General features: G+C 69.1%; 24 protein-coding genes and 1 riboswitch. Of the genes, 16 read left to right on the plus strand and 8 right to left on the minus strand.

Annotated features, from left to right (window positions below; translation table 11 throughout):
• Nucleotides 1-118 precede the first annotated feature (118 nt).
• Complete coding sequence (locus ACWDTS_RS17825; protein ID WP_197254059.1) at nucleotides 119-328, plus strand: hypothetical protein; 210 nt, start codon at nucleotides 119-121, stop codon at nucleotides 326-328.
• Nucleotides 329-355: 27 nt separating this feature from the next.
• On the opposite strand, the gene ACWDTS_RS17830 is transcribed toward ACWDTS_RS17825, so the two are convergent.
• The gene (locus ACWDTS_RS17830) at nucleotides 356-1,054 is read right to left on the minus strand and encodes a DUF3043 domain-containing protein (protein ID WP_450110277.1); all 699 of its coding nucleotides are present in this window, start codon (nucleotides 1,052-1,054) and stop codon (nucleotides 356-358) included.
• A gap of 197 nt (nucleotides 1,055-1,251) precedes the next feature.
• Here ACWDTS_RS17830 and ACWDTS_RS17835 point away from each other — a divergent pair, with 197 nt between their 5' ends.
• Both ACWDTS_RS17835 and ACWDTS_RS17840 read left to right on the plus strand, forming a co-directional pair.
• Nucleotides 1,252-1,602 carry a HesB/IscA family protein gene (locus ACWDTS_RS17835; protein WP_197254061.1) on the plus strand — a complete coding sequence of 117 codons (351 nt, stop codon included), beginning with the start codon at nucleotides 1,252-1,254 and terminating at the stop codon, nucleotides 1,600-1,602.
• Between the two features lie 145 nt (nucleotides 1,603-1,747).
• Nucleotides 1,748-2,719 carry a carbohydrate kinase family protein gene (locus ACWDTS_RS17840; protein ID WP_197254062.1) on the plus strand — a complete coding sequence of 324 codons (972 nt, stop codon included), beginning with the start codon at nucleotides 1,748-1,750 and terminating at the stop codon, nucleotides 2,717-2,719.
• A gap of 72 nt (nucleotides 2,720-2,791) precedes the next feature.
• Here the strand turns inward: ACWDTS_RS17840 and asnB are convergent, their stop codons facing one another.
• Nucleotides 2,792-4,747: an asparagine synthase (glutamine-hydrolyzing) gene (gene asnB, locus ACWDTS_RS17845; protein ID WP_450118730.1), complete on the minus strand. Its 1,956-nt coding sequence runs from the start codon at nucleotides 4,745-4,747 to the stop codon at nucleotides 2,792-2,794.
• A gap of 306 nt (nucleotides 4,748-5,053) precedes the next feature.
• Here asnB and ctaC point away from each other — a divergent pair, with 306 nt between their 5' ends.
• From ctaC to ACWDTS_RS17860, 3 genes are all read left to right on the plus strand, one after another.
• The gene (gene ctaC / locus ACWDTS_RS17850; RefSeq protein WP_248673625.1) at nucleotides 5,054-6,115 is read left to right on the plus strand and encodes an aa3-type cytochrome oxidase subunit II; all 1,062 of its coding nucleotides are present in this window, start codon (nucleotides 5,054-5,056) and stop codon (nucleotides 6,113-6,115) included.
• A 33-nt stretch (nucleotides 6,116-6,148) separates the two neighbouring features.
• Nucleotides 6,149-6,565 carry a cytochrome c oxidase subunit 4 gene (locus ACWDTS_RS17855; RefSeq protein ID WP_197254067.1) on the plus strand — a complete coding sequence of 139 codons (417 nt, stop codon included), beginning with the start codon at nucleotides 6,149-6,151 and terminating at the stop codon, nucleotides 6,563-6,565.
• A 417-nt stretch (nucleotides 6,566-6,982) separates the two neighbouring features.
• Nucleotides 6,983-7,276, plus strand: a complete 294-nt coding sequence (locus ACWDTS_RS17860; protein WP_450110280.1) for a hypothetical protein — start codon at nucleotides 6,983-6,985, stop codon at nucleotides 7,274-7,276.
• Between the two features lie 203 nt (nucleotides 7,277-7,479).
• Here the strand turns inward: ACWDTS_RS17860 and qcrB are convergent, their stop codons facing one another.
• The 4 genes from qcrB to ctaE all read right to left on the minus strand — a co-directional run bounded on the left by qcrB (nucleotide 7,480) and on the right by ctaE (nucleotide 11,807).
• Complete coding sequence (qcrB, locus tag ACWDTS_RS17865) at nucleotides 7,480-9,138, minus strand: cytochrome bc1 complex cytochrome b subunit (protein WP_197254069.1); 1,659 nt, start codon at nucleotides 9,136-9,138, stop codon at nucleotides 7,480-7,482.
• Nucleotides 9,135-10,262, minus strand: a complete 1,128-nt coding sequence (gene qcrA / locus ACWDTS_RS17870) for a cytochrome bc1 complex Rieske iron-sulfur subunit (protein ID WP_420753125.1) — start codon at nucleotides 10,260-10,262, stop codon at nucleotides 9,135-9,137. The genes qcrB and qcrA overlap by 4 nt, the downstream gene beginning before the upstream one ends.
• Complete coding sequence (gene qcrC / locus ACWDTS_RS17875) at nucleotides 10,259-11,131, minus strand: cytochrome bc1 complex diheme cytochrome c subunit (RefSeq protein WP_450110281.1); 873 nt, start codon at nucleotides 11,129-11,131, stop codon at nucleotides 10,259-10,261. The genes qcrA and qcrC overlap by 4 nt, the downstream gene beginning before the upstream one ends.
• Before the next feature lie 64 nt (nucleotides 11,132-11,195).
• A complete protein-coding gene (gene ctaE, locus ACWDTS_RS17880; protein WP_450110324.1) occupies nucleotides 11,196-11,807 on the minus strand; it encodes an aa3-type cytochrome oxidase subunit III in 612 nt (203 codons plus the stop codon).
• A 139-nt stretch (nucleotides 11,808-11,946) separates the two neighbouring features.
• Between ctaE and ACWDTS_RS17885 the strand changes: the two genes are divergently transcribed.
• Both ACWDTS_RS17885 and trpD read left to right on the plus strand, forming a co-directional pair.
• Nucleotides 11,947-12,393 carry a hypothetical protein gene (locus ACWDTS_RS17885; protein WP_450110282.1) on the plus strand — a complete coding sequence of 149 codons (447 nt, stop codon included), beginning with the start codon at nucleotides 11,947-11,949 and terminating at the stop codon, nucleotides 12,391-12,393.
• A gap of 65 nt (nucleotides 12,394-12,458) precedes the next feature.
• Nucleotides 12,459-13,529 (plus strand): anthranilate phosphoribosyltransferase, encoded by a 1,071-nt coding sequence (gene trpD, locus ACWDTS_RS17890; protein ID WP_450110283.1) that lies wholly within the window; start codon nucleotides 12,459-12,461, stop codon nucleotides 13,527-13,529.
• Between the two features lie 7 nt (nucleotides 13,530-13,536).
• Here the strand turns inward: trpD and ACWDTS_RS17895 are convergent, their stop codons facing one another.
• Nucleotides 13,537-13,812, minus strand: coding sequence for an Lrp/AsnC family transcriptional regulator (locus tag ACWDTS_RS17895; protein ID WP_197254077.1), 276 nt, complete (start codon nucleotides 13,810-13,812; stop codon nucleotides 13,537-13,539).
• 31 nt (nucleotides 13,813-13,843) lie between these two features.
• Complete coding sequence (locus ACWDTS_RS17900) at nucleotides 13,844-15,637, minus strand: DEDD exonuclease domain-containing protein (protein ID WP_450118731.1); 1,794 nt, start codon at nucleotides 15,635-15,637, stop codon at nucleotides 13,844-13,846.
• A gap of 472 nt (nucleotides 15,638-16,109) precedes the next feature.
• A riboswitch (cyclic di-AMP (ydaO/yuaA leader) is annotated at nucleotides 16,110-16,275 on the plus strand.
• Between the two features lie 12 nt (nucleotides 16,276-16,287).
• Here ACWDTS_RS17900 and ACWDTS_RS17905 point away from each other — a divergent pair.
• The 8 genes from ACWDTS_RS17905 (at nucleotide 16,288) to ACWDTS_RS17940 (ending at nucleotide 23,387) form a co-directional block, all read left to right on the plus strand.
• Nucleotides 16,288-16,869, plus strand: coding sequence for a C40 family peptidase (locus tag ACWDTS_RS17905; protein ID WP_197254081.1), 582 nt, complete (start codon nucleotides 16,288-16,290; stop codon nucleotides 16,867-16,869).
• 160 nt (nucleotides 16,870-17,029) lie between these two features.
• The gene (locus ACWDTS_RS17910) at nucleotides 17,030-18,073 is read left to right on the plus strand and encodes an NlpC/P60 family protein (RefSeq protein ID WP_450110285.1); all 1,044 of its coding nucleotides are present in this window, start codon (nucleotides 17,030-17,032) and stop codon (nucleotides 18,071-18,073) included.
• A gap of 70 nt (nucleotides 18,074-18,143) precedes the next feature.
• Nucleotides 18,144-19,496, plus strand: coding sequence for a hypothetical protein (locus ACWDTS_RS17915; RefSeq protein WP_450118732.1), 1,353 nt, complete (start codon nucleotides 18,144-18,146; stop codon nucleotides 19,494-19,496).
• A 134-nt stretch (nucleotides 19,497-19,630) separates the two neighbouring features.
• Nucleotides 19,631-20,758, plus strand: a complete 1,128-nt coding sequence (locus ACWDTS_RS17920; RefSeq protein WP_450118733.1) for a glycosyltransferase family 4 protein — start codon at nucleotides 19,631-19,633, stop codon at nucleotides 20,756-20,758.
• Nucleotides 20,759-20,800: 42 nt separating this feature from the next.
• Complete coding sequence (locus ACWDTS_RS17925) at nucleotides 20,801-21,190, plus strand: polyketide cyclase / dehydrase and lipid transport (RefSeq protein WP_450110288.1); 390 nt, start codon at nucleotides 20,801-20,803, stop codon at nucleotides 21,188-21,190.
• Between the two features lie 99 nt (nucleotides 21,191-21,289).
• Nucleotides 21,290-21,727, plus strand: a complete 438-nt coding sequence (locus tag ACWDTS_RS17930) for an SRPBCC family protein (RefSeq protein ID WP_197254087.1) — start codon at nucleotides 21,290-21,292, stop codon at nucleotides 21,725-21,727.
• A gap of 35 nt (nucleotides 21,728-21,762) precedes the next feature.
• Complete coding sequence (locus ACWDTS_RS17935; RefSeq protein WP_450118761.1) at nucleotides 21,763-22,962, plus strand: ArsA family ATPase; 1,200 nt, start codon at nucleotides 21,763-21,765, stop codon at nucleotides 22,960-22,962.
• Nucleotides 22,959-23,387: a hypothetical protein gene (locus ACWDTS_RS17940; protein ID WP_450118734.1), complete on the plus strand. Its 429-nt coding sequence runs from the start codon at nucleotides 22,959-22,961 to the stop codon at nucleotides 23,385-23,387. Before ACWDTS_RS17935 ends, ACWDTS_RS17940 begins: the two co-directional genes overlap by 4 nt.
• Nucleotides 23,388-23,397: the final 10 nt, after the last annotated feature.

The raw sequence follows: 23,397 nt of genomic DNA on the forward strand, positions 1-23,397 counted from the left end.
TGCACCTTTCGAGAAGTGATCGGGGTAGACGCTACCAACAGCAGAATTGGCAGGAATTCGACGGGAGATGTCGTATCTGCCACTGTCGGCGGCAGTGGCGCGAGCGCAGGATCGGACCATGTTCGAATTCGCCGTGATCGTCGTGTTCATGCTCGTCGTGGCGTTCGGAACCGAACCGGCCGCCCGCAGCAACGGAGCCGCCCGATGGGCGCGCAAGGCCTGGTTGCGCCTCAACCACTTCCGGCCACAGGACCCCCGGAAATCGGAGGAACCTGTGGCCGGAGAAGAACGGTTCGTGATGGCGGCGCGCGGTGCGCCCCACCACTGAATCCCGAACGTCGGACCGTGTCGCCCGTCAGACCGCGTCGCCGGGCTTGACCCGCGGCAGGGGTGCACGCAGCTTGCGGATCTGCGAGGCGCGCACGAACGCGTACCACCCGAGACCGAAACCGCCCTCGGTCGCGTCGGGGAAGCGGGCCCGCACCTTCTTGTTGATCATCCGGCCGAGGTAGATGCCCTCGATGACCATCAGCAGCATCATTACGAACATCGCGAGCGTGACGTACTGCTGGATGACCGGGCCCAGGAACATTGTGGCGATGAGCACCAGCGCCAGCGGCATGAACATGCCCACGAGGTTGCGGCGGCTGTCGACGAGGTCGCGCACGTACGCGCGGACGGGACCGCGGTCGCGGGGGAGCAGGTACTTCTCCTCACCCGCAAGCATCCGGCTCCGTCGCTCGGAGGCGGCGGCGCGACGTTCGGCGGCCTGGGCCTTGCGCTCGTCCTTCGACATGGACTTGCGCGCGGCCTTCTTGCGTTCGCGCGCCTCCTTCGCCGTCAGCGGTGCGGGCGCCACCGGGCCGCGGCGACGGCCCTCGGCTTCGCGGCGCTTGGGCGTCGGCCGTCCCTTGCCCGCGGTCTCCTTGCCACCGGACACCGGGGTGCCGGACTGTGCAGGCGTGACCTCGGACGCGGCGACGTCGGCGCTGCCGGACGACGAAGAGTCGTGGCTGTCGGATTCGTCGGAACTCCCGCGGCGTAGCAACTTCACCTCTCCAGGCTATGGGATATCCGGACACGTGGGGAAATCACCCCAGGTCTCGATCGGTGGAGAGACCGGTGGCGAGACGGAGACAACGCCCGCAGTGGGTGAGGAATAGATGTACGCGCGGTACCGTTGACTCATCGGGGTCGTCTCGACACGACCTCCAGCAACGACTGCTTGACACGAACCACCAGGGAGCGCCCATGACTGTGCAGGACGAGACCGCCACTCACGGCGTCATCATGACCGAGGCCGCCTCCGCCAAGGCGAAGGCTCTTCTCGATCAGGAGGGCCGCGACGACCTCGCGCTGCGGATCGCAGTGCAGCCCGGCGGCTGCGCCGGACTCCGGTACCAGCTGTTCTTCGACGACCGGACTCTCGACGGTGATCTCACTGTGGACTTCGGCGGCGTCACGCTCGCAGTCGACCGCATGAGCGCCCCCTACGTCGAAGGTGCGTCGATCGACTTCGTCGACACCATCGAGAAGCAGGGCTTCACCATCGACAACCCGAACGCCACCGGCTCGTGCGCGTGCGGCGATTCGTTCAACTGAGTCCGCTCGACAGGGCCCCGGCACCATGAGGTGTCGGGGCCCTGTCGTCTGCGGGTAGCGTGTGAGCCCGGCTTTCCCGACCTCGCCGTGACCCCCGTGCCCTGGTGAGGCCCGCACTTCTGCACCCGTCGAAAGGCACAGCACCGTGACCATTGCCGTGACCGGCTCCATCGCCACCGACCACCTCATGCGATTCCCCGGTCGATTCGCCGAGCAACTCCTCGCAGACCAGCTCAACCACATCTCGCTGAGCTTCCTCGTCGACGATCTCGTCGTCCGCAGGGGCGGTGTCGGCGGGAACATCGCGTACGCCATGGGCGTGTTCGGCGGTGACCCGGTGCTCGTCGGCGCGGTCGGCGCGGATTTCGCCGAGTACCGGGCCTGGCTCGAGTCCAACGGCGTGAACTGCGACTCGGTGCTGGTGTCGACCACCGCGCACACCGCCCGTTTCGTGTGCACCACGGACGAGGACATGGCGCAGATCGCCTCGTTCTACCCGGGCGCGATGTCCGAAGCCCGCAACATCTCCCTCGCCGAGGTCGTCGAGACGCACGGCGTCGACCTGGTGCTGATCGGCGCCAACGATCCCGAGGCGATGGCCCGTCACACCGACGAGTGCCGGGAACTGGGCGTGGCGTTCGCGGCCGATCCCTCCCAGCAGCTCGCCCGCCTCAGCGGTGACGAGGCCGCCCGGCTGATCGACGGCGCGGCGTACCTGTTCACCAACCAGTACGAGTGGGGTCTGCTGCAGCAGAAGACCGGCCTCACCGAGGACGAGATCCGCGCACAGGTCGGGCTGCGGGTGACCACTCTCGGCGGCGACGGCGTCGAGATCGTCGATTCGGACGGCAACTGGGTCCGCGTGAGCGTCGTGCCCGAGCGTGCGAAGGTCGACCCCACCGGTGTCGGCGACGCCTTCCGCGCCGGCTTCCTGCTCGGTCACCGCGGCGGCCTGAGCCTCGAACGCGCCGCCCAGCTCGGCTGCCTCGTCGCCGTCTACGTGCTCGAGACCACCGGCACCCAGGAGTGGACGTTCGACCGCGCCGACGCCCTCAAGCGCCTGACCGACGCGTACGGCGAGGTCGCTGCCGAGGAGATCGGCGCGCTGCTGCCGTAGGGTGCGGCTTCGCCGCCCGTGTGCCTTTCCGGCGGCTCCCACCGCCAGAAAGGCACACGGGCGCGTCAGCGCCTACAGGCTGACCGGGTAGACCGGCTCCTGGATCTCCGGCACGATCCGCTTCTCGACGAAGATGCCGTGCCACACCATGAAGCACAGGATCGTCCACAGTCGACGACTGTGATCGGACACCCCGTCGCGGTGCTCGTTCAGCATCCGCGCGACCGCGGCCTTGTCGAAGATGTGGTCGGTGCCGGACTCGGCGATCTGCTGGTGCGCCCAGTCGAACAGCTCGGTGCCGGCCAGCCAGTGCCGCAGCGGCACCGGGAAGCCCAGCTTCGCGCGGTGCAGCACGTGCGGCGGAACGATTCCCTCGAGCGCCTGCCGCAGCGCGTACTTGCTCGTCTGCAGCGAAATTCCCCGTCGCTTCGCTCGCCTCGTCGTGATCTTCTGCTCGAGCGGAATCTGCGAGGCCACCCGGAACACCTCGGGATCGAGGAACGGGACGCGCAGCTCCAGCGAATTCGCCATCGTCATCTTGTCGGCCTTGACGAGAATGTCGCCGCGCAGCCATGTGAACAGGTCCAGGTGCTGCATGCGGGCCACAGGATCCCACCCCGCCGACCGCGCGTAGATCGGTGCCGTGACGTCCTGATGGGTCCACTCGGGGCGGAAATCGCGTAGCACCGACCGCAGCTGCGCGTCGTTGAAGCTGCGTGCATTGCCGTAGTACCGCTCCTCGAGCGGCATCGAGCCGCGATGCAGCAGCGACTTGCCGCGCGTGCCCTCCGGGATCCGCTCGGACAGCTTGCCGACGGCACGCCGCAGTCCTGCCGGAAGGTACTCGAACGGCTTGAGCGAGATGGGCTCGCGGTAGATCGTGTAGCCGCCGAACAACTCGTCGGCGCCCTCACCGGACAGCACCACCTTGACGTGCTTGCGGGCCTCCTTGGCGATGAACCACAGCGGCACCAGCGCCGGATCGGCGACCGGGTCGTCGAGGTACCAGATGATCTCCGGGATCGCCGCGGCGAACTCGGCGGGGGAGACCACCCGCACGATGTGGCGTGCCCCGATCGCGGCCGCCGACTCGGCGGCCACGTCCACCTCGGAATAGCCCTCCCGCTCGAAACCGGCGGTGAACGTGATGAGGTCGGGATTGTGCCGCTTGGCCAGCGCCGCGATCGCCGTCGAGTCGATGCCGCCGGACAGGAACGACCCGACGGTCACGTCGGCACGCATGTGCTTGGCGACCGAATCCTCGAGCGCCTCGGCGATCTCGCGGTACCGATCCTGTTCGCGGCCGGCGGCGAACGGCCGAACCGGGAAGCGCGGCTCGAAGTACCGGGTGATCTCCGGTTCGCTACCGGGCCGGACCCGCGCGTAGCAGCCGGACTCGAGGCGACGGATCTGCCGGTGCAGCGTCTCCGGTTCGGGAACGTACTGCAACACGGTGTAGTGCTCGATCGCCCGCGGATCGAGGTCGGTGCCGATGCCGATCGCACCGGCCAGCTCGAGCAGGCTCTTCTTCTCGCTGCCGAACGCGGTCCCGCCCGAACCGGTCGCCAGGAACAGCGGCTTGATGCCGAACGGGTCGCGGGCCAGGAACAGCTCCCGTGTGTGGGTGTCCCAGACGGCGAACGCGAACATGCCGCGCAGGCGACGCACCGCGTCCGCACCCCAGTGATGGAACGCCGCGACGATCGTCTCGCTGTCACCCTCCGTCGCGAAGACGGCGCCGTGTTCCTCGGTGAGTTCCCTGCGCAGCTCCAGGTAGTTGTAGATCTCGCCGTTGAAGGTCAGGGCGTACCGGTCGGGCTGGTCCTGCGGCCCCCAGCGCAGCGGCTGATGCGAATGCGCGATGTCGATGATCGACAGGCGGTTGAATCCGAAGATCAGGTCGTCGTCGTGCCAGGTGCCGTGCTCGTCCGGTCCGCGATGCCGCAGACAGTGCATGGCGGAGTCGACCAGTGCGACGGCGTCGTCGCTGGTGCCGTCAGTGGTCAGTAGCCCGAGCAATCCGCACACGGCGTCCGTTACCTCGATTCCAGTAGGGGAGTGCCGGACCCATCGGGAACTTTCCCTCGAGGGCCGACGTTCGTCATGTGGAGTATGCCGCAGTGCGGGAAATCGAGCGGAGCGCGCATACCCGGAAAGTCGCTGTGACGTCGCCTGTCACCCGGCGACACGGCGTCCTGCGTCGAGGCAATGTCTCAGGATCGACACGTTGTGCGCGCCCCGAGGGTGGATAGCGCGCCGGTTTGGTCTACGCTGCGTAGTAATTGGGCCTGCCCTCCGGGGTTGCCCTAATGGAATTGCGGCGATCAGGAAGGCGTGAACGTGGCGCAAGGTCGGATCCTTCGGCGGTTCGGACTCGCAGCATCTCTTGGCATTGCAGCCATGATGTTGACCGGGTGCTCCAGCGAAGAAGTCCTTCGTTTCGGCTGGCCGGAGGGCGTGACTCCCGAGGCCGAGCGTATGCGTGAGCTGTGGACGTGGTCGGTTATCGCCGCCCTCGTCATGGGCATTTTGGTGTGGGGTCTGACCTTCTGGGTGGTCCTCTTCCACCGCAAGAAGAAGAACTCCCCCGAGTTCCCGCGGCAGACCGCGTACAACGTGCCCCTCGAGCTGGTCTACACGGCAGCTCCGTTCGTGGCCGTGTGTGTGCTCTTCTACTTCACCGTCGTGGTCCAGAACTACGTCCTGGAGAAGGAAGACAACCCGAACGTCGTGGTCGACGTGACCGGCTACCAGTGGAACTGGAAGTTCGGTTACCGCACCGTCGATCTCGGTGACGGCACCGCCAAGTACGACGGCACCGATTACGAGGCGCAGGAGGCCGTGGCTCAGCCCGAGCACGTTGCCGCCGAGGGTGACGAGCACGCGGTGGTTCCGCCGATCCACGGAAAGCCGGTCGAGGACCTCTCGTACCTGCACTACGACAAGATCGAGACGGTCGGCACCAGCAACGAGATCCCGGTCCTGGTTCTCCCGACCGGCAAGCGCATCGAGTTCGAGCTCGCCTCGTCCGACGTCATCCACGCCTTCTGGGTCCCCGAGTTCCTCTTCAAGCGCGATGTGAACCCGAACCCGCGCGAGAACAACTCCGATCCGGTCTTCCAGATCACCGAGATCGAGCGTGAAGGCGCGTTCGTCGGCCGCTGCGCCGAGATGTGCGGTACGTACCACGCGATGATGAACTTCGAGGTCCGCGCGGTGTCGCCGGAGAAGTTCGCGCAGTACATCGAGCTTCGCAAGCCGGCTGCCGAGGGCGGTCAGGGCCTGAGCAACGCCGAGGCCCTCGAAGCCATCGGCGAGTCGCCCGTCGCGACCACCACGTCCCCGTTCAAGACCGACCGCACCGACCGTTCGGCCAGCGGCGTCGCCGGCGAGTGACCGAACCCACCATCGACAAGGACAAGTGCTGATATGAAGATCGAAGCCAAGCTCTTCGAGGTCGTGACGGTGTTCTTCGTGCTCGTCGCCATCGTGTACGGAACGTTCACCGGCCTGTCCCGCACGGGCATCGAGTGGGCGGGCCTCACCGCGATCGTGCTCTCGGCAGGCCTGACCCTGATCGTTGGCACCTACTTCCGGTTCGTGGCGCGTCGCCTCGACACCCGCCCGGAGGACTACGAGGACGCCGAGATCAGTGACGGTGCCGGCGACCTCGGCTTCTTCAGCGCCGGTAGCTACTGGCCGATCCTGCTCGCGGGTGCCGCGGCCTTCGCCGCCATCGCCTTGGCGTTCTTCCACCCGTGGATGATCGTCGTGGCGGTCTTCCTGATCCTCAGCGCAGCCGCGGGCCTGGTGTTCGAGTACCACATCGGACCCGAGAAGCACTGACGCAGAACGAATCCGCGCGACGGGCGCCGCACCTTCGGGTGCGGCGCCCGTCGCCGTTTCGGGTGTTCCTGCGCTCTGTCCGTCCACCCGGGGAATCGATGCGAGTGTGATCGGCAGCGGTTCCGGAAAGATCCGTTCCATCGCGTCACCGGGCCTCCGACCGGTGAGGGCAGGACGGTCGCCAGGAACTCTTCGGCGCAACCGGGCCCCGTCGTGTGCCAACCCCGCTCCAGGACGCCCTCAGCGGGCCCGTGCGGCCCGTTCTCCTCGTCGTGGTGGGGTCGGGGTGCCGCCCGCTGAAACCCTCGGGCATGCCGGCGTCGCGCGGTGATCGCGTCCCGAACGGCCTCGCCGCCATCTCCGCGGGTGCGACACTGGACGAACACATCCGGTGCAGCCCTCAAGAGGAGTCCTGCGATGAGCAGCCACCCGGAACACACCGATCACGGCCACGTCCACGGTGAAGGCTGTGGGCACGTTGCGGTCCCGCACGGCGACCACGTCGACTACGTGCACGACGGACACCTGCATCGCGAACACGACGGGCATTTCGACGAGTGCGAAAACCCCGGGCACGTCCCACACGAGGGTCACGATCACGTTCACGGACAGGGATGCGGACACGTTGCGGTCCCGCACGGCGATCACGTGGATTATCTGCACGACGGGCACCGCCACGCCGCGCACGGGGATCACTACGACGATCACTGACCTGTGCCGGAATCCGGACGGGGGAGGACCCGATCCGCCGAGCTGGCAGACAACCGCGCGCTGCCGACAACGCGCGGCTGTCTGCTGGCTCTGCGGGAGCGGATCAGCGCGGCTGCTACGGGGAGAAGGGGCCTACAGAAACGGGTGTGGCCCCGAACCTCGTCGGTTCGGGGCCACACCCGTGTGTCTCGGAACTGCTGGCGTCAGTGCGCCTGGCCGTCGCCGTCGCCGCTGCCCGCCTCGAGGCTGTGCACGCGGTTCTGGTAGTCCCGCAGGACCGTCCGCTGCTCGATCTCGGCCTCGTGGTGGGCCGCTTCGAGCGCTGCCGCCTCGTCCGCCGGGTCGGGGGAGAGGAAGCTGCCGGCGCCGGGCTTGCCGGCGAGGCCGAGGCGGTTCATGCGCTTCGGCACCGGGGCACCCTGGTATTCCAGCGGAATCGGGTGGCCGTGCTCGTCCACCGGGCCGAGCGGCTGGTGGATCTCGATGTACTCACCGTGCGGCAGGCGACGGACGATGCCCGTCTCGATGCCGTGCTCGAGCACCTGGCGGTCGCTGCGCTGCAGGCCCAGGCAGAACCGGTACGCGATGTAGTAGGCGAGCGGCGGCAGGATCACCATGCCGATGCGGCCCATCCACGTCGTCGCGTTGATCGAGATGTCGAACTTGTACGCGATGAGGTCGTTGATGCACATCAGGGTGAGCACCAGGTAGAACGTGATCGCCATTGCGCCGATACCGGTACGAACCGGAACGTCGCGCGGACGCTGCAGCAGGTTGTGGTGCGCGTCGTCCTTGGTGAGACGCTTCTCGATCCACGGGTAGACCGTCATCAGGACGAAGACCAGACCCATGATCACCGCGACCCAGAACACGGCAGGAATCGTGTAGCGGCCGAACAGGTAGATCTCCCAGGCCGGCCACGTACGGGCCAGACCGTCGGTCCACATCATGTAGAAGTCGGGCTGCGAACCTGCCGACACCTGCGACGGGTTGTACGGGCCGATGTTCCAGATCGGGTTGATCTGGAAGAGACCACTCATCAGAGCCAGCACCGCGAACGTCATCGCGAAGAACGCACCGGACTTGACCGCGAAGACGGGCAGGATGCGAACGCCGACGACGTTCTGCTCGGTGCGGGCCGGGCCGGGGAACTGCGTGTGCTTCTGGTACCAGACCAGCGCGAGGTGCGCTGCGATCAGGGCCAGGATGACGGCCGGGATGAGCAGCACGTGCAGGACGTAGAAGCGCGGGATGATCAGGTCGCCGGGGAAGTCACCGCCGAAGATCGCCCAGTGCATCCACGTACCGATGATCGGGATGCTCAGCGTGATGCCGGAGAACGCGGCGCGGAGGCCGGTGCCGGACAGCAGGTCGTCGGGCAGGGAGTACCCGAAGAAGCCTTCGAACATCGCCAGGATGAGCAGCAGCGAGCCGATCACCCAGTTCGCCTCACGCGGGCGACGGAACGCACCGGTGAAGAAGATGCGCGCCATGTGGACGATGATCGACGCCGCGAACATCAGCGCTGCCCAGTGATGGACCTGCCGGACGAACAGACCGCCGCGCACCTCGAAGGAGATGTTCAGGGCAGTCTCGTAGGCCCGGGACATGCCCACGCCACGCAACGGGGTGTACGCGCCGTCGTAGGTCACGTGGGCCATCGACGGGTCGAAGAACAGGGTGAGGAAGACACCCGAGATCAACAGGATGACGAAGCTGTACAGCGCGATCTCGCCCAGCAGGAAGGACCAATGCGTGGGGAAGACCTTGTTGATCTGGCGACGGATACCGGCCGACAGGTGGTAGCGAGAGTCGAGATTCTCGCCGATCTCTGCGGCGCGGGTCGGGGTTGCGGTACTCACGGGCGACGCTCCCAAAATGCCGGGCCGAGGGCTTCGATGAAGTCACCGTTGGCGACGAGAAAACCCTCTTCGTTCACTGTAATGGGCAGCTGCGGCAGAGCGCGAGCGGCAGGTCCGAACACCGGCTTTCCGTACTCCAGGGCATTGAACTGCGACTGGTGGCACGGGCACAGAATGCGGTTGGTCTGCTGCTCGTAGAGCGACGTCGGGCAGCCGAGGTGGGTGCAGATCTTCGAGAAGGCGAAGTAGTCGCCGTAGTTGAAGCTCTCCTGACCCTTGCGCTTGATGGCGCGCTCGGCGTCCTCCGTGCGCAGACGGATCAGCATGACGGCGTTGCGGATGCCGCGCAGGCCGTCGAGCAGCGCGTGCTCGTCGCCACGATCCGACTCACGGAACGGGAAGACCGTCTCCATGCCGCCGGCGTCGAGGTCCTCGGGACGCACCAGCACGATGTCGTTGGGGCGACCGGTGTCGCGACGCAGGTAGATGGTCTCGCCCTCGTAGCGGGGGGTCCAACCCGACACCCACAGCGGGGACTCGTCACCCTGCGCCCACGGGTTCTTGATCAGGCCACCGAGCGGCATGATCAGGCCCACGCCCAGGGCGCCACCACCGAAGATCGCCGTGCGCTTGATCAGCTTGCGGCGGGGCAGCGTCGACGTATCCAGGGAGTCGGCCAGCTCGGCGACGATCGTCTTGCGATCGACCTCCTTCGACGGGCCGTCGTGCCGATCCTGGATCGACACCTCCTCGGGGATGAACTTCTTGGTGAACTGCACCGCGCCCACGCCCACACCGAGGATCGCCAGACCGAGGGTCAGGCCGAGCAGCGGCGTGTACAGGTTGAAGAAGGTGTAGTTCTCCTCGCCCGGGCTCTGGTACTCCCACGGCCAGAAGAGGTAGATGGCGATGAACGCGAGGGCCGACAGGCCGGCGAGGGCGAACCAGAACGCGACGTTGCGCTCGGCGCGCTTCTCCGCGCGGGTGCCTTCGACGGGCCACCGCTCCTTGCGGAACGCGACATCGACACCGTCGAGGTTCGTTCCCAGTGCGACGAGGTCGTCGCGGCTCATCTGATCGAGGTTCTCGATCGAGTGCTTGTTGGGCGTTTCGTCGCCACTCATGACCTTGCTCCGATCCACAGTGCAGCGCCGACGACCGCGACGATGCCGACAATCCACATGGCCGGGCCCTCGGTACCGGGGCCGAACCCGCCCAGTCCGTAGCCGCCGGGGCTCGCCGTCTCGGAGGACGCCTTGACGTACGCGATGATGTCCTGCTTCTCGTCGAGCGTGAGCTGACGATCCGAGAACTTCGGCATGTTCTGCGGGCCGGTGAGCATCGCGGTGTAGATCTGCTGCTCGCTCGCCGGATCGAGCGGCGGCGCGAACTTGCCGGACGACAGTGCGCCACCGCGACCGGTGAAGTTGTGGCACGAAGCGCAGTTCTGGCGGAACAGCTCACTACCGCGGGCCACGTCGTCGCCGCGCAGCGAGGACTGGGCGATCTCGCCGTTCTCGTCGCGGATGACGGTCGGGCCGCCGCCGTTGGCCTGAATGTACGCACCGATCGCGTCGGTCTGCGCGGCGTCGAACTTCGGTTCCTTGCGCAGGACCTGGGCCTCGTTACGCGATGCCGGCATGCGGCCGGAGGAAACCTGGAAGTAGACGGCGGCCTCACCGACGCCGATCAGCGACGGACCGCGGTCCTCGACACCCTGCAGGTTGACGCCGTGGCATGTGACGCAGGAGGTCTCGTAGAGCTGCTGGCCCTTGCGGATCAACGCGACCTGGTCCTCGTTCGCCGTCGCCACCTGCGGGGCAGGGGTCAGCGCGGAGGCGATGAAGCCGGCGCTGAGCAGGCCGAGCGCGAGCACCAGCGCGCCTGTGAGGCGACGACGGAACTTCCGCTGACGACGGGACCGGGCAGCGGACGCTGCCTCGGACTGACCGGGCATGTCACCCTCGGGTGTGAGAGGTGGGGATGAACTCATCTGTATCCCTTTTTGTATGTCGGGACGGACTGGACGTCAGGGGGCTGCCTGGGCGTACAGCTGGCTAACGGATGAAATAAATCGTGGCAAACAGGGCGATCCACACGATGTCGACGAAGTGCCAGTAGTAGGACACGACGATCGCCGCGGTGGCCTGCGCCGGAGTGAACTTGCTGACCCGGGTGCGGACCAGGAGGAACACGAAGGCCACCAGGCCGCCGATCACGTGCAGGCCGTGGAAACCGGTGGTCATGTAGAACACCGAGCCGTACACGCTGCTCGAGATGGAGGTGCCTTCGCGAACCAGGTTGATGTACTCGTAGCCCTGGCCGAGCACGAAGAACGTGCCCATCGCGAGGGTCACGACGTACCACCGGCGGAGCCCGAACACGTCACCGCGCTCGGCGGCGAACACACCCAGCTGACACGTGAAGGAAGACGCGATCAGCACCAGCGTCACCGGCACCGCCAGCAACAGGTTCAAGTGGGTGGGGGCCGGCGGCCAATCACCGTGGGCCTGAGCCCGTGCCACGAAGTACATGGCGAAGAGCCCTGCGAAAAACATGAGCTCACTGGACAACCACACAATGGTGCCGACGCTGACCAGGTTGGGCCGGTTCAGCGAGTGCACGCGCTGGGTGATTGCAGTTCCTGAAGTCCCTACTGCGCTCGTCACGCTGGCTAGTATGACCCGTCGTAGTAAGTCTTGGGCAATCGGGGCGGAATTCGGCGCGTCTTTGCAGGTAATCGCCTGGTCCTGGCCGTGCAGCGACCGGGATGTGCCCCCGGCCACCGACCGTGCGATCGTGGTGTGCATGAGCGGTGTCACAGGGATCTGGGAACGTCTCCGGCAAGCGCTGAGAGGGGGCCGCCGACCGCCCCTGGATCCGGCGCGGACGGACCTGGTCGTGGTGGTGTCGTCCTTCGACGACGCCGAGTCGTGTTCCGGTGCCCTCGAGCGAGGAGCCGCGACCGCGCCGCGCTGGGTCGATGGCGACGAAGCCGTGCTCCGGCACCATCTCGAACTCCCCGCCGACGCCGTGGACCGTGCCGTCGAGCTCGCCGGCCAGGAGGGGTACGTGAAGGCAGCCCCCGTGCACACCCCCACGAACGGCCGTACCGGGTTCGTCCTGCAGCGGGTGCAGATCCTCGACGCGATGCACTGCGCCCAGGAGAAGTCGCGGATGGCGGGGCTGGCACAGCGCCTCGGCGGAACGGCCACGGGATGGGACGCACTGCAGCCCGATTCCGCAGCTGACTAAGCTCCCAGCGGAAGGGGCGCGGACGGTGCCCGGTAACGGAGCGAGGTGCGGCGAAGGTGGGTGCGATGAACGCGGGACGACCGGCGGACGAGGTGGCGCAGAGCTGGCCCGCGGTGCTCGGCGCATTGACCTCCGGCCGTGACCTGACCAGGTCCGAGGCGCAGTGGGCGATGGACGAGATCATGTCCGACAATGCGACCTCCGCGCAGATCGCCGCGTTCGGTGTCGCTCTGAAGATGAAGGGGGAGACACCCGAGGAAGTTCTCGGGCTCTCCGACTCGATGCTCGGGCACGCGCGACTCGTGCCGGTCGACGACGACGCCGTCGACATCGTCGGCACAGGCGGCGACCGGGCGAACACGGTGAACATCTCGACGATGGCGTCGCTGGTCGTCGCGGCGACCGGTATCCGCGTGGTGAAGCACGGCAACCGCGCGGCATCGTCGAAGAGCGGTGGCGCCGATGTCCTCGAGGCGCTCGGTGTGCACATCACGCTCGGCCCGGAGCAGGTCGCGCAGTCGCTCGCCGAGGCGGGGATCGGGTTCTGCTTCGCGCCGGTGTTCCACCCCGCGCTGCGTTTCGCCGGTCCGACCCGCAAGGAGATCGGTATTCCGACGGTGTTCAACGTCCTCGGCCCGCTGACCAATCCGGCGCGGCCCCGGGCAGGGCTGATCGGGTGCGCGTTCCCGGGCCTGCTCGACACGATCGCCGGGGTGCTCGCGGCACGCGGGAATTCGGCGCTCGTGGTGCGCGGCGACGACGGGCTCGACGAACTGACCCTCTCGACGACCTCGACCGTGCGGATCGTGCACGAGGGCGCGGTACGCACGCAGACCTTCGATCCGACGGTGCTGGGCATCGCCCGGGTTCCCCTCGAGGCGTTGCGCGGTGGCGACGCCGTCGAGAACGCGGCGATCGCCCGTGCGATGCTCGCCGGGAAGACCGGGCCGGTCCGCGACGCGGTCCTGCTCAACGCGGCGGGGGCGATCGCGGCCTACCGCGGAGTGGAAGGTTCGCTCGAGGATGCGCTCGCGGCAGGCCTCGAAGAGGCCGCTGCCGCCGTCGACAGCGGCGGTGCCGAGCGCGTGCTGGCGACGTGGGCGGAAACCACGACCCGGCTCGGCGCCGCCGGCTGATCCGCGGCTATTCGCCGATCGAGAATCCGGCTTCGACGTCGGAACTCGAGTACGACCGGAACGCGATGTGCGTGACGGTCCGGGAGACGCCCTCGACCTTGTTGATACGGCCGGTGACGACCTCCGCGATCTGCTCGTGGTCGCGGACCCGCACCATGGCGATCAGATCGACGTCGCCGGCGCAGGAATACACCTTGTCGACCCCGTCCAGGTCGGCGACCGCCTGCGCGGCTTCCTGGATCCGGTCGGCCTCGGCGTCGATCAGGACGATGGCGTTGATCATGAGCGCTCCTCACTCTTGCTCGCGGGTGTGCTCAGCCTAGAAGGTGCCGCACCCCGGCGGCGGTGGCCCTGTCGGCGGTGTCCGACCGGGCGACTACGTCGACCGAGTCCGACCGGGCCTCCCGCGCCTTGTCCACCCAGTGCATCCATGCCCCCGCCCCGCGGGCCGGTTCCGTCCAGCCGTGCGTGGCCCGGACGATCCGGATGCCGTCCTCGTCGAGCCAGCGGGCCACCAGCCCGATCTCTTCCACCGGAGCGCCACGCAGCGGCGCCGCGGTCGGTCGCACCGTTTCGGCCGCGGCCGCGATCGCCTCGACCACCGGCATCGGTGGCACGTGCCGCGCCGCGACCCCGGCCGACGCGAGTCTTCCGGAGCGGATCACGGCGAACTCCCACCCGCCCTCCGGACGCGGTTTCGCCGCGATCAACTCGTCGACGGCGGCGAGCGCGGCCAGTCGCTGCGTTCTCCGCAGTGCCCGCACGACGTCGGCGGCGCGGTCGCGCAGCCGGGCGGCGTTCTCGAACAGTTCGGCGCCGGCGAGGTCGGTGATGCGGTCGCGCAGCCGGACCAGGGCGGTGTCGTCGCTGCCGCGCAGCAGCTCGCGTGCCACCGCGACCTGCGCGGCGTACTGCTCGGCGCTCTGGAGGCCGTACGGGGCGGCACTGCAGCCTCCCACGGCCTCGGGCGGGCACCGGTCGCCGTGCCGGCCGCTGCGCGCGATCCGGCGCGTGCACGTGCGCAGTCCGCACACCTCGGCGAGTGTCGCCGCGACCTCGGCGGCGGACGCGCGCGCGGAGAACGGTCCGAGCGCGTCGACGCCGGGCGTGCGGCCCACCACGAGCCGGGGGAACGCGTCGTCGGACAGGTTGATCCACCAGCCGCGGGTCGGGTACTTCGACCGGCGGTTGTACGGGGGAGTGTGAGCGGCGAGCAGCCGCAGTTCCCGGACCCCGGCCTCGAGCCCGTGTGCGCATTCGACGTGGTCGATGCGTGTGGTCAGTGCGACCATCTCGCGCATCCTCGGGCGCGTCTCGGACCCGGTGAAGTAGTTGCGGACGCGGCGGTGCAGGTTCACCGCCGTGCCGACGTAGAGCACTTCGTCGGACGGTCCGCGGAACATGTAGACGCCCGGCCGGTGGGGCAGGTGGGCGGCGAGCGTCCGTTTGGCCCGCTGTTCCGCACTGATCGCGGGGATGTAGTCGCGCAGCTCGGTGAGACTGTGCACGCCCTGGTTCCCGACGCGTTCGATCAATGCGTGCAGGACGTCGACGGTCGCGCGGGCGTCGTCGAGGGCGCGGTGCGTCGGGCGGGTCGAGACGTGGAAGAGGTCGGCGAGTGCGGACAGACGCACCGACGGTGCCTCGTCGCGCCCGAGGACCCGGCGCGCGAGTTTCACGGTGCACACCACCGGGAACCGCGGCCAGGCCGTGTCGTTGCGCGCGGCGGCCGCGCGGAGGAAGCCGACGTCGAATCCCGCGTTGTGCGCCACCAGCACGGAACCCGCGGCGAATTCGAGGAAGGACGGCAGCACCTGTTCCATCCGCGGCGCGGCCCGCACCATCGCCGTGGTGATCCCGGTCAGTTCGACGATCGCCGGCGGAATGTCGCGACCGGGATCGACGAGGGTGGCGAATTCGCCGAGGACCTCGCCGCCGCGGACCTTGACCGCCCCGATCTCGGTGACGGCGTCGTTCTCGGCGCTGCCGCCGGTGGTCTCGAGGTCCACGACGACGAACGTGGTGCCCCGCAGCGGGGTGTCCAGTTCGTCGAAGGCGAGTTGGACGCCGGTCGGAGGTATGGGACCGGACCGGAGCGGGGACGTCATGGACGTCAGGTTAAGAAGCGGCACCGACAGCCTCGGGAACCGGGCTGTGAGCGCTGCCGAAAGCACTGAGTGGCGAGGATCACACCGGTTTTTCGCACGGGGATTCGACGGTCCTCTGCGGGTCGTCGAATCCGGCTCCGTTGTTCCGTCTCGCGAAGCCCCTGGAGGTTCGGGGTGGAGGGCGGCTCGCGGTCGGCGGCCTCGCTGCGAAAATGCGTCCCGGCCTGCGGAGACGGCGTCGCGGCGGCGGGTGCGACCGTGCTGTGGGCCCCGAGCCGGGGTGGCGTGCCGCGGGCCCTACGACAGCCCGTCGTTATCGGTTCGTGATCAAGCGTGACCCGGTGTGACTTCCGGTCCGCGCCGAGCGGGCCCAACGGTCAATTCGGACGCGGGCCGGTCGACATCCGTCGATGCCGTTTCGTAATCTTCTCGAGACCAAGCGGAGAGTTTGCCGGCCCACCGGACCGGAGCCGCTAGGCCACCGCCTAATCGGCGCACCCGAGATCGGGTGCCCGTGCCGGGGACCCACTTGTTACTTGGGGTGAATCTCCTCCGGTCGCGTCAGCGGCCGAGGGGTAGGGCTGATCTTCCCGGCCCGAACCCGTCAGCTAACTCGGTCGGCGGATGACGGAAGAAGGAGCAACACCCCCGTGGCGTCTCACAAGTCCACGCGCAACATTCGTCGCGCTGTCGTCGCCGGAGCCCTCGCGCTCGGCTCTCTGACCCTCTCGGCCGCCCCCGCTATGGCCGCCCCGATCAACATCCCCGGCATCGGCGACGTCGAACTGCCCGCAAACCTGCCGCCGGAGGTCACGAACCTCATCCCGCCGGCCCCCGCGGCTCCCGCGGCCCCGCAGGCTGCCCCGGCTCAGTTCACCGCGCCCTACACCTCGGTCGGCCAGCGTGCCGCCGACGCCGCGCAGTCCAAGCTGGGTGCGCCCTACGTCTACGGCGCTGCCGGCCCGAACTCGTTCGACTGCTCCGGTCTGGTGCAGTGGGCCTACAAGCAGGCCGGTCTGAACGTGCCGCGTACCAGCTACGAGCAGGCCGGTGCGGGTCGCGCCGTGTCCATCGCCGAGCTGCTGCCCGGTGACGTCGTCTCCTTCTACGGCGGCAGCCACACCGGCCTCTACATCGGTGGCGGCAACATCGTGCACGCCTCCACCTCGGGTCAGCCGGTGAAGATCGCGCCGCTGAACTCGATGCCTGTGGACGGCGCTCGCCGCTTCTGATCACACAGGGAATCCGCCCGCGAGGGTGGTATCGGCCCACGAGCCGATACCACCCTCGCGGCGTTTCTGCACTCGGGTGACGGCGGCTACTGCCGGGTAGACACAAACCTATGCCATTCCGTAACCTTATCGAGATCTTTGGGGAAAGGACGTCGCTCTCGTGGTTTTCGACAGGACGAAGCGGACGCTGCGCGCCGGGCTCGTGGCCGGGGTGCTCCTGGCGGCGGGTCTGACCGTTCCCGCGGTCGCCGATCCCGCCGCCGACAATCCGACGGCCGCGCTCGAACACCTCGCCGACCTGTCCCGCAGGTCCGAGCAGACCAACGAGGCACTCCACAACGCCGTCATCGACCTCGAGGCCAAGCAGAACGCCCAGCGCGACGCCGAGGCTCGCCTCGCTGCCGACCGCGGCGTCCTGGCGCAGGCGCAGGCCGAGGTGGACCGCTTCCGCCCCACGATCGACAAGCTCGCCGCCGCGAACTACCGCGGTGCCCGCACCAACCGCCTGTACTCGGTGCTCGTCAGCGATTCCCCGCAGCAGCTGCTCGATCAGATGTCCACGCTCGGCGTGATCGCCCAGCAGACCGCCGACGACGTCGAGGGCTACCGCGTTGCGAACAATGCGGCGGCCGAGGCGGCCGCGGCCTCCGAACGTTCCGCCGACGCCGCCCGGGTCGCCGCCGAGCAGGCCGAGACGCTGCGCGACGACCTCGAGCGGCAGCAGACCGACCTCCGGAATCAGATCGAAGGGGTGTACGACGCGTTCTCGAAACTGAGCGACGACGAGAAGGCCGTGCTTGCGGGCACCCCGTTCCCACCCGGCCTGGACGCCGCGACGATCCTGTCCAAGCTCGCGCCCGGCACCGGATCCGCAGCTCTTCGGGCCGCGATGACCCGCATCGGCGACCCCTACGTGTGGGGCGCCACCGGCCCCGACCAGTTCGACTGCTCCGGGCTCATGGTGTGGGCGTACAAGCAGGTCGGAAAGACCCTGCCGCGGTCCAGCCAGGCCCAGGCGCAGGGCGGCACCCCGGTCTCGCGCGACCAGCTGCAGCCCGGCGACCTGGTGATCTTCTACGACGACGCATCCCACGTCGGCATGTATGCCGGTGACGGCAACATCGTGCACGCGTCGACGTTCGGTGTTCCGGTGAAGGTCCAATCGATGGACAGCTTCCCGTTCCACAGCGCCCGCCGCTACTGACCCTGCTGCCGGACCGAGGCCCGGCCCACCATTCCGGTGCTCGGTGGGGCGCGGTCCTAGACTGTCCGCCGTGCCCGATTCCTCACCCTCTCCGCGACCGCGCGCGCCGCGACGCTGGGAGCGGTTCGCGGTCGTCGGGCTCGCCGCTGTGGTGGCCGCCGTCGCGCTGCTGGTGCTGTTCATCCCGGACGACACGAGCCCCCGATCCGGGCCCGTCGACAGGGCGTCTGAGGAGATCCAGGCGTCGGAGGAGATCCAGGCGCTGCTCGACACCTGGGCGGCCGCGGTCCGGGCCGCCGACGCGGACACGTTGCGCACGCTCGTCGACGACCGGGCCCGACCCGGTTTCCTCGACGCGGAACTGCGCAGGGCCGCCGCTGTGGCGCAGGTGCCCTTCTCGGACTGGGGATACGAGCTCGGCAACGCGGAACCCGCCCCGGTGCCCGCCGACGTCGCCGCCCGGCTCGGCGACGCGAAGGCGCAGACACGCAGCGTGTACCTGCGCTACGCGATCGACGGAATCGACGCCGAACCCACCCGCAAGCCCGTCACCGTCGTCGTCGTGCGGCGCGACGACGGCTGGCGTCTCGTCGACGACGAACCCGGACCCGGCCGGGTCACGTGGCGTGGCCCGTGGGACTTCGGGCCGCTCGTCGTCGAACCCGTGCCGCAACGCTCAGGCGGGAGGTCGCTGGTGATCGGCCACCCGGAGCAGGAAGAGCTCGTGGATGCGATCGCCCGGGAGATGGAGCCCGCCGTCGGCGCCGTCGACCGGATCTGGGGAACGGACTGGTCGCGCCGGGCCGTGGTCCTCGTCACCTCGTCCCACGACGAGTTCACCCATCAGGTCGGCGACCGGCACAACGGCGCCGGGATCGCCGCGGTCGCGGTGTCCGATGCCGTGGATCCCCGCGCGGGCAGCGCCACCGGACAGCGCATCGTGTTCAGCCCGGCCGCCGCCGACAGGCTCGACGCCGAGGGCCTGCGGACCGTGTTGCGGCACGAACTCACCCACATCGCCGCCCGCGCAGACACCGTCGACGGCTCCCCGCTGTGGATGCTCGAGGGCTACGCCGACTACATCGGGTATCTCGGTGCGGACGAGGAGTTCGACGCGACGGCACCGACGCTCACCGCGGCCGTCACCCGGAACGGCACCCCGGCCGCGCTGCCCGAGGACGCCGAGTTCACCGACGAACGGTCGCTGCTCGCCTACGAGACGGCATGGTCGCTCGCCGCCTACACCGCCGACGACTACGGGCCCGCGCGGCTGACCGAGCTGTATCGGCGGCTCGCCCGCGGGCCGATCGACGGAGCGGAGCTCGATGCCGTGCTGACCGACGTGCTCGGCACCGACACCGGCACGTTCGTCGCGGCGTGGGGGAGCTGGGTCGACGACCGCCTGGCCGCGTCCACACAGTGACCTGCCCGCCCGGACCCGCCCACCCGGTGACCTGCCCGCCCGGACCCGCCCACCCGGTGACCTGCCCGCCCGGACCCGCCCACCCGGTGACCCGCCCACCCGGCGGTCGAACCCGCACCGATACGGTGAACGTCATGTCTCGAACACTGTTGGTGACGAACGATTTTCCGCCTCGCCCGGGCGGCATACAGTCGTACCTGCAGTCGTTCGCGGCGCAATTGCCGGCCGAGGACCTCGTCGTCTACGCACCCCGGTGGCGCGGCGACAGCCACACGAAGTTCGACGCTCGGCAGCCGTTCGAGGTGGTCCGCCACCCCACGACCCTGATGCTGCCCACCCCGATGGTGGCGCGCCGCGCGACCCGGTTGCTCACCGAGCACGACTGCGAGACCGTCTGGTTCGGGGCGGCCGCACCGCTGGCGCTGCTGGCCCCGGTGCTCCGGCGCGCGGGGGCGCGGAAGATCGTCGCCAGCACACACGGGCACGAGGTCGGCTGGTCGATGCTGCCGGGAGCACGCGGTGCGCTGCGGCGCATCGGCGACGGCACCGACACCGTCACCTTCGTCAGCCGCTACACCCGTGGCCGGTTCGCCTCCGCCTTCGGGCCGAACGCCGGTCTCGAGCACCTGCCCTCGGGTGTGGACACCGAGGTGTTCCGGCCCGATCCGGCCGCACGCGCCGAATTGCGCGCCCGGTACGGGCTGGGGGACCGGCCCACGGTGCTGTGCCTGTCGCGGCTGGTACCCCGCAAGGGCCAGGACATGCTGATCCGCGCGCTGCCGCAGATCCGGCGCCGCATCGACGGGGCGGTGCTCGTGATCGTCGGTGGAGGCCCCTACGAGGGACGGCTGCGCGAGCTGGTCCGGCAGGTCGGCGTCGAGGAACACGTCGTGATCACCGGCGGGGTCCCCGCCGCGGAACTCGCCGCGCACCACACGATCGCCGACGTCTTCGCGATGCCCTGCCGGACCCGCGGTGCCGGTCTCGACGTCGAAGGCCTCGGCATCGTCTACCTCGAGGCGTCCGCGACCGGCGTCCCGGTCGTGGCCGGACGGTCCGGCGGCGCACCCGAGACCGTGCAGGAGGGAAAGACCGGGCGGGTCGTCGACGGCACGAACGTCGCGCAGATCGCGGACACCATCGCCGATGTGCTCGCCGACCGTGACCGCGCCGCCGCGATGGGCGCCGCGGGCCGCGCCTGGGTCGGCGCCGAATGGCGCTGGGACACCCTCGGCGCGAAGCTGCGCAAGATCCTGAGCTGACCCCGCATCGAGCCCACCACCGCCGTATGTGAAGCTGTCCCCGTGAGCAGCATTCAGGTGTCGGATCAGACCTTCATCGCCGCGCCGCCCGAGCGCATCGCCGCGGCCGTCGCGCGGCGCGACCGATGGCGTGTGTGGTGGCCCGATCTGGCCCTCACGGTCCGGGAAGACCGCGGCGAGAAGGGAATTCGCTGGGCGGTCACCGGTCCGCTGAACGGGACCATGGAGGTGTGGCTCGAGGAGATGCTCGACGGCGCCGTCGTCCACTACTTCCTGCACTGCGAACCGACCGGTGTCGCGCCGGAACGGGTCGGCATGCTCGACCTCGCGAAGCTGAACCGGGAACGGCGGGTTGCGGGAAAGAAGATGACCTTCGAGATCAAGCAGCAGCTCGAGACCGGCCGGCCCGCGGGGGAGCCTCCGCAGTACTGACGATCGGCCGGTGACGGCAGCGACCGTTACGGTGTGGGGACAGACAACCGTCCCGGGGGATGTGGCCGGGCGGAACAGACGGAAAGGAAGCGTCATCGCATGGCCGAGAAGACCAAGCGGTCGATCACCATCGCTGCTCCGGCCGATCGGGTGATGTCCGTGATCGCGGATTTCGACGAGTACCCGACCTGGGTGGAGGCGGCGAAGTCGGTGGAGGTGCTCGACAGGTTTCCGGACGGTCGTGCCGAGCGTGTCCGGTTCGTGCTCGACGCGGGCATCGTGAAGGACACCTACGTGCTGCGCTACGTGTGGGCGGCGGACGGCCGTTCGGTCAGCTGGGAACTCGAATCCGGTGAGATCCAGAAGGCGCAGTCCGGGACGTACGCGCTGTCCGACGCTCCGGGCGGCGGCACCACCGTCGACTACGAACTGACCGTGGATCTGACGATCCCGATGATCGGCCTGTTCAAGCGCAAGGCCGAGAAGGTGATCACCGACACCGCGCTCAAGGAACTCAAGAAGCAGGTCGAGGGCTGAGCGAGAACGAGGGCACCGCCGAGACCCGCCTGCGGCTGTTCGTCGGCAAGGGCGGCGCCGGAACCAGCACGGTGGCCGCCGCCACCGCAGTCGCGGCCGCGAGCCCGCAGCACCCGGTGCTGCTGGTGTCGCTGGATCAGGCGTCGTCGCTGTCCGACCTGTTCGGTCTCGACCGTGCGCCCGGCGTCGTCCGGTCCGTCGCCGACGGACTCGACATCCTGGAGATCGACTCGCTCGCCCTGCTCGAACAGCGCTTCGCGGCGTTGGCGAGGCTCCTCGCGGCCGCAGGAGGCGGACACGAGCACGCCGCGGGGTTCGCGCTGCCCGCGCCGGAGGAGATCACCGGTGTGCCCGGCCTGCAGGAGGTTTTCGCCCTCCACGAGATCGCCCGCCTGACCTCGGACGGCCGACGGCACGCGGTCGTCGTCGACTGCCCGTCGGGGGCCGCGGCGTTCGGCACGCTGGCCGCGCCCCGCACGGCCGCCGACTACGTCGAACGGATCTGGCCGCGGCACAGCCGGATCGAGGCCGCCACCGGACCGGACCTGCGGCTCGGATTCGTCGTGGCGCTGTTCGACCGGATGCTGGACCGGCTCGGGGAGATCGCGGATCTGCTCGCGGACCGGCGGCGCACGTCGGTGACCCTCGTCGGCACCGCCGACCGTGTCTCGGCCGCCGAACTGCGCCGGCTCCGCTCGTGGACGGCGCTGTCCGGGCTGCGCCTCGACGGTGTGATCGTCAACGGCCTCGTGCCCGACTTCGGTGCCGGCACCGGACCGGCCGCGGACTGGCTCGCCGCGCAGCGCAGGACGCAACGGTCGGTGCTCGACGACATCGTCTCCTCGGTCGGTGACGTGCCGGTCCTCGAATGTGAGCGGCAGGCCTCGGAACCGGTAGGGTTGGCGTCTCTGGGGGCGTTTGCCCGGGCGCTCTACCGGGACGATCGGGATGTTCGGGAGCCGGCGGCCGCCGACACGACCCCGATCCGGGTCCAACACGAATCGGGGACAGGGGTGGATTCGGTGTACACGATGCGGATGCATCTGCCGCTGGCAGATCCGGCGACCTTGACCCTGGGCCGGGTCGACGACGACCTCGTGGTCGGCGCGGACGGGATCCGCCGCCGCGTCCGGCTGGCGTCGGGTCTGCGGCGCTGCACGGTCTCCGGTGCCGAGTTCGACGGCGGCGACCTGGTGGTGCGATTCGTTCCGGATCCGGCGGTGTGGCCCCAGTGAGCTCCGAACACGACGCCCTCGTCGCCGAACTGCGGCTGCTCGCCGAGGCCGTTCTCGACCGTGTCGACCGTGCCGTCCAGCAGTACGCGGCCGCGCAGCCTCCCGCACCGGCGGAAGCCGGGCCGGGGGACACACCGGCCGACGCCGCCCCTTCCGGCATGCCGACCCCCGCACCCTCCGCCGGCTGCTCGTGGTGCCCGGTGTGTGCCGCCGCCGCCCTGCTGCGCGGCGAACCCCACGAACTGCTCACCCGGCTGGCCACCCAGATCGCCGCGCTCATCGCGCTGATCCGCGAACTGCTCGCCCGCTACCTCCCGCCGCCGACCGGCCCCGCGGGTTCCGGCGGTCCGGAGCCGACGCCGCCGCCGGAACCGACCGACCGGAACGGTGGGTTCGTGTCCATTCCGGTCACGATCCGGCCCTGATCCGCGCGGG

It is taken from the genome of Rhodococcus sp. NPDC003383 (assembly GCF_053589115.1).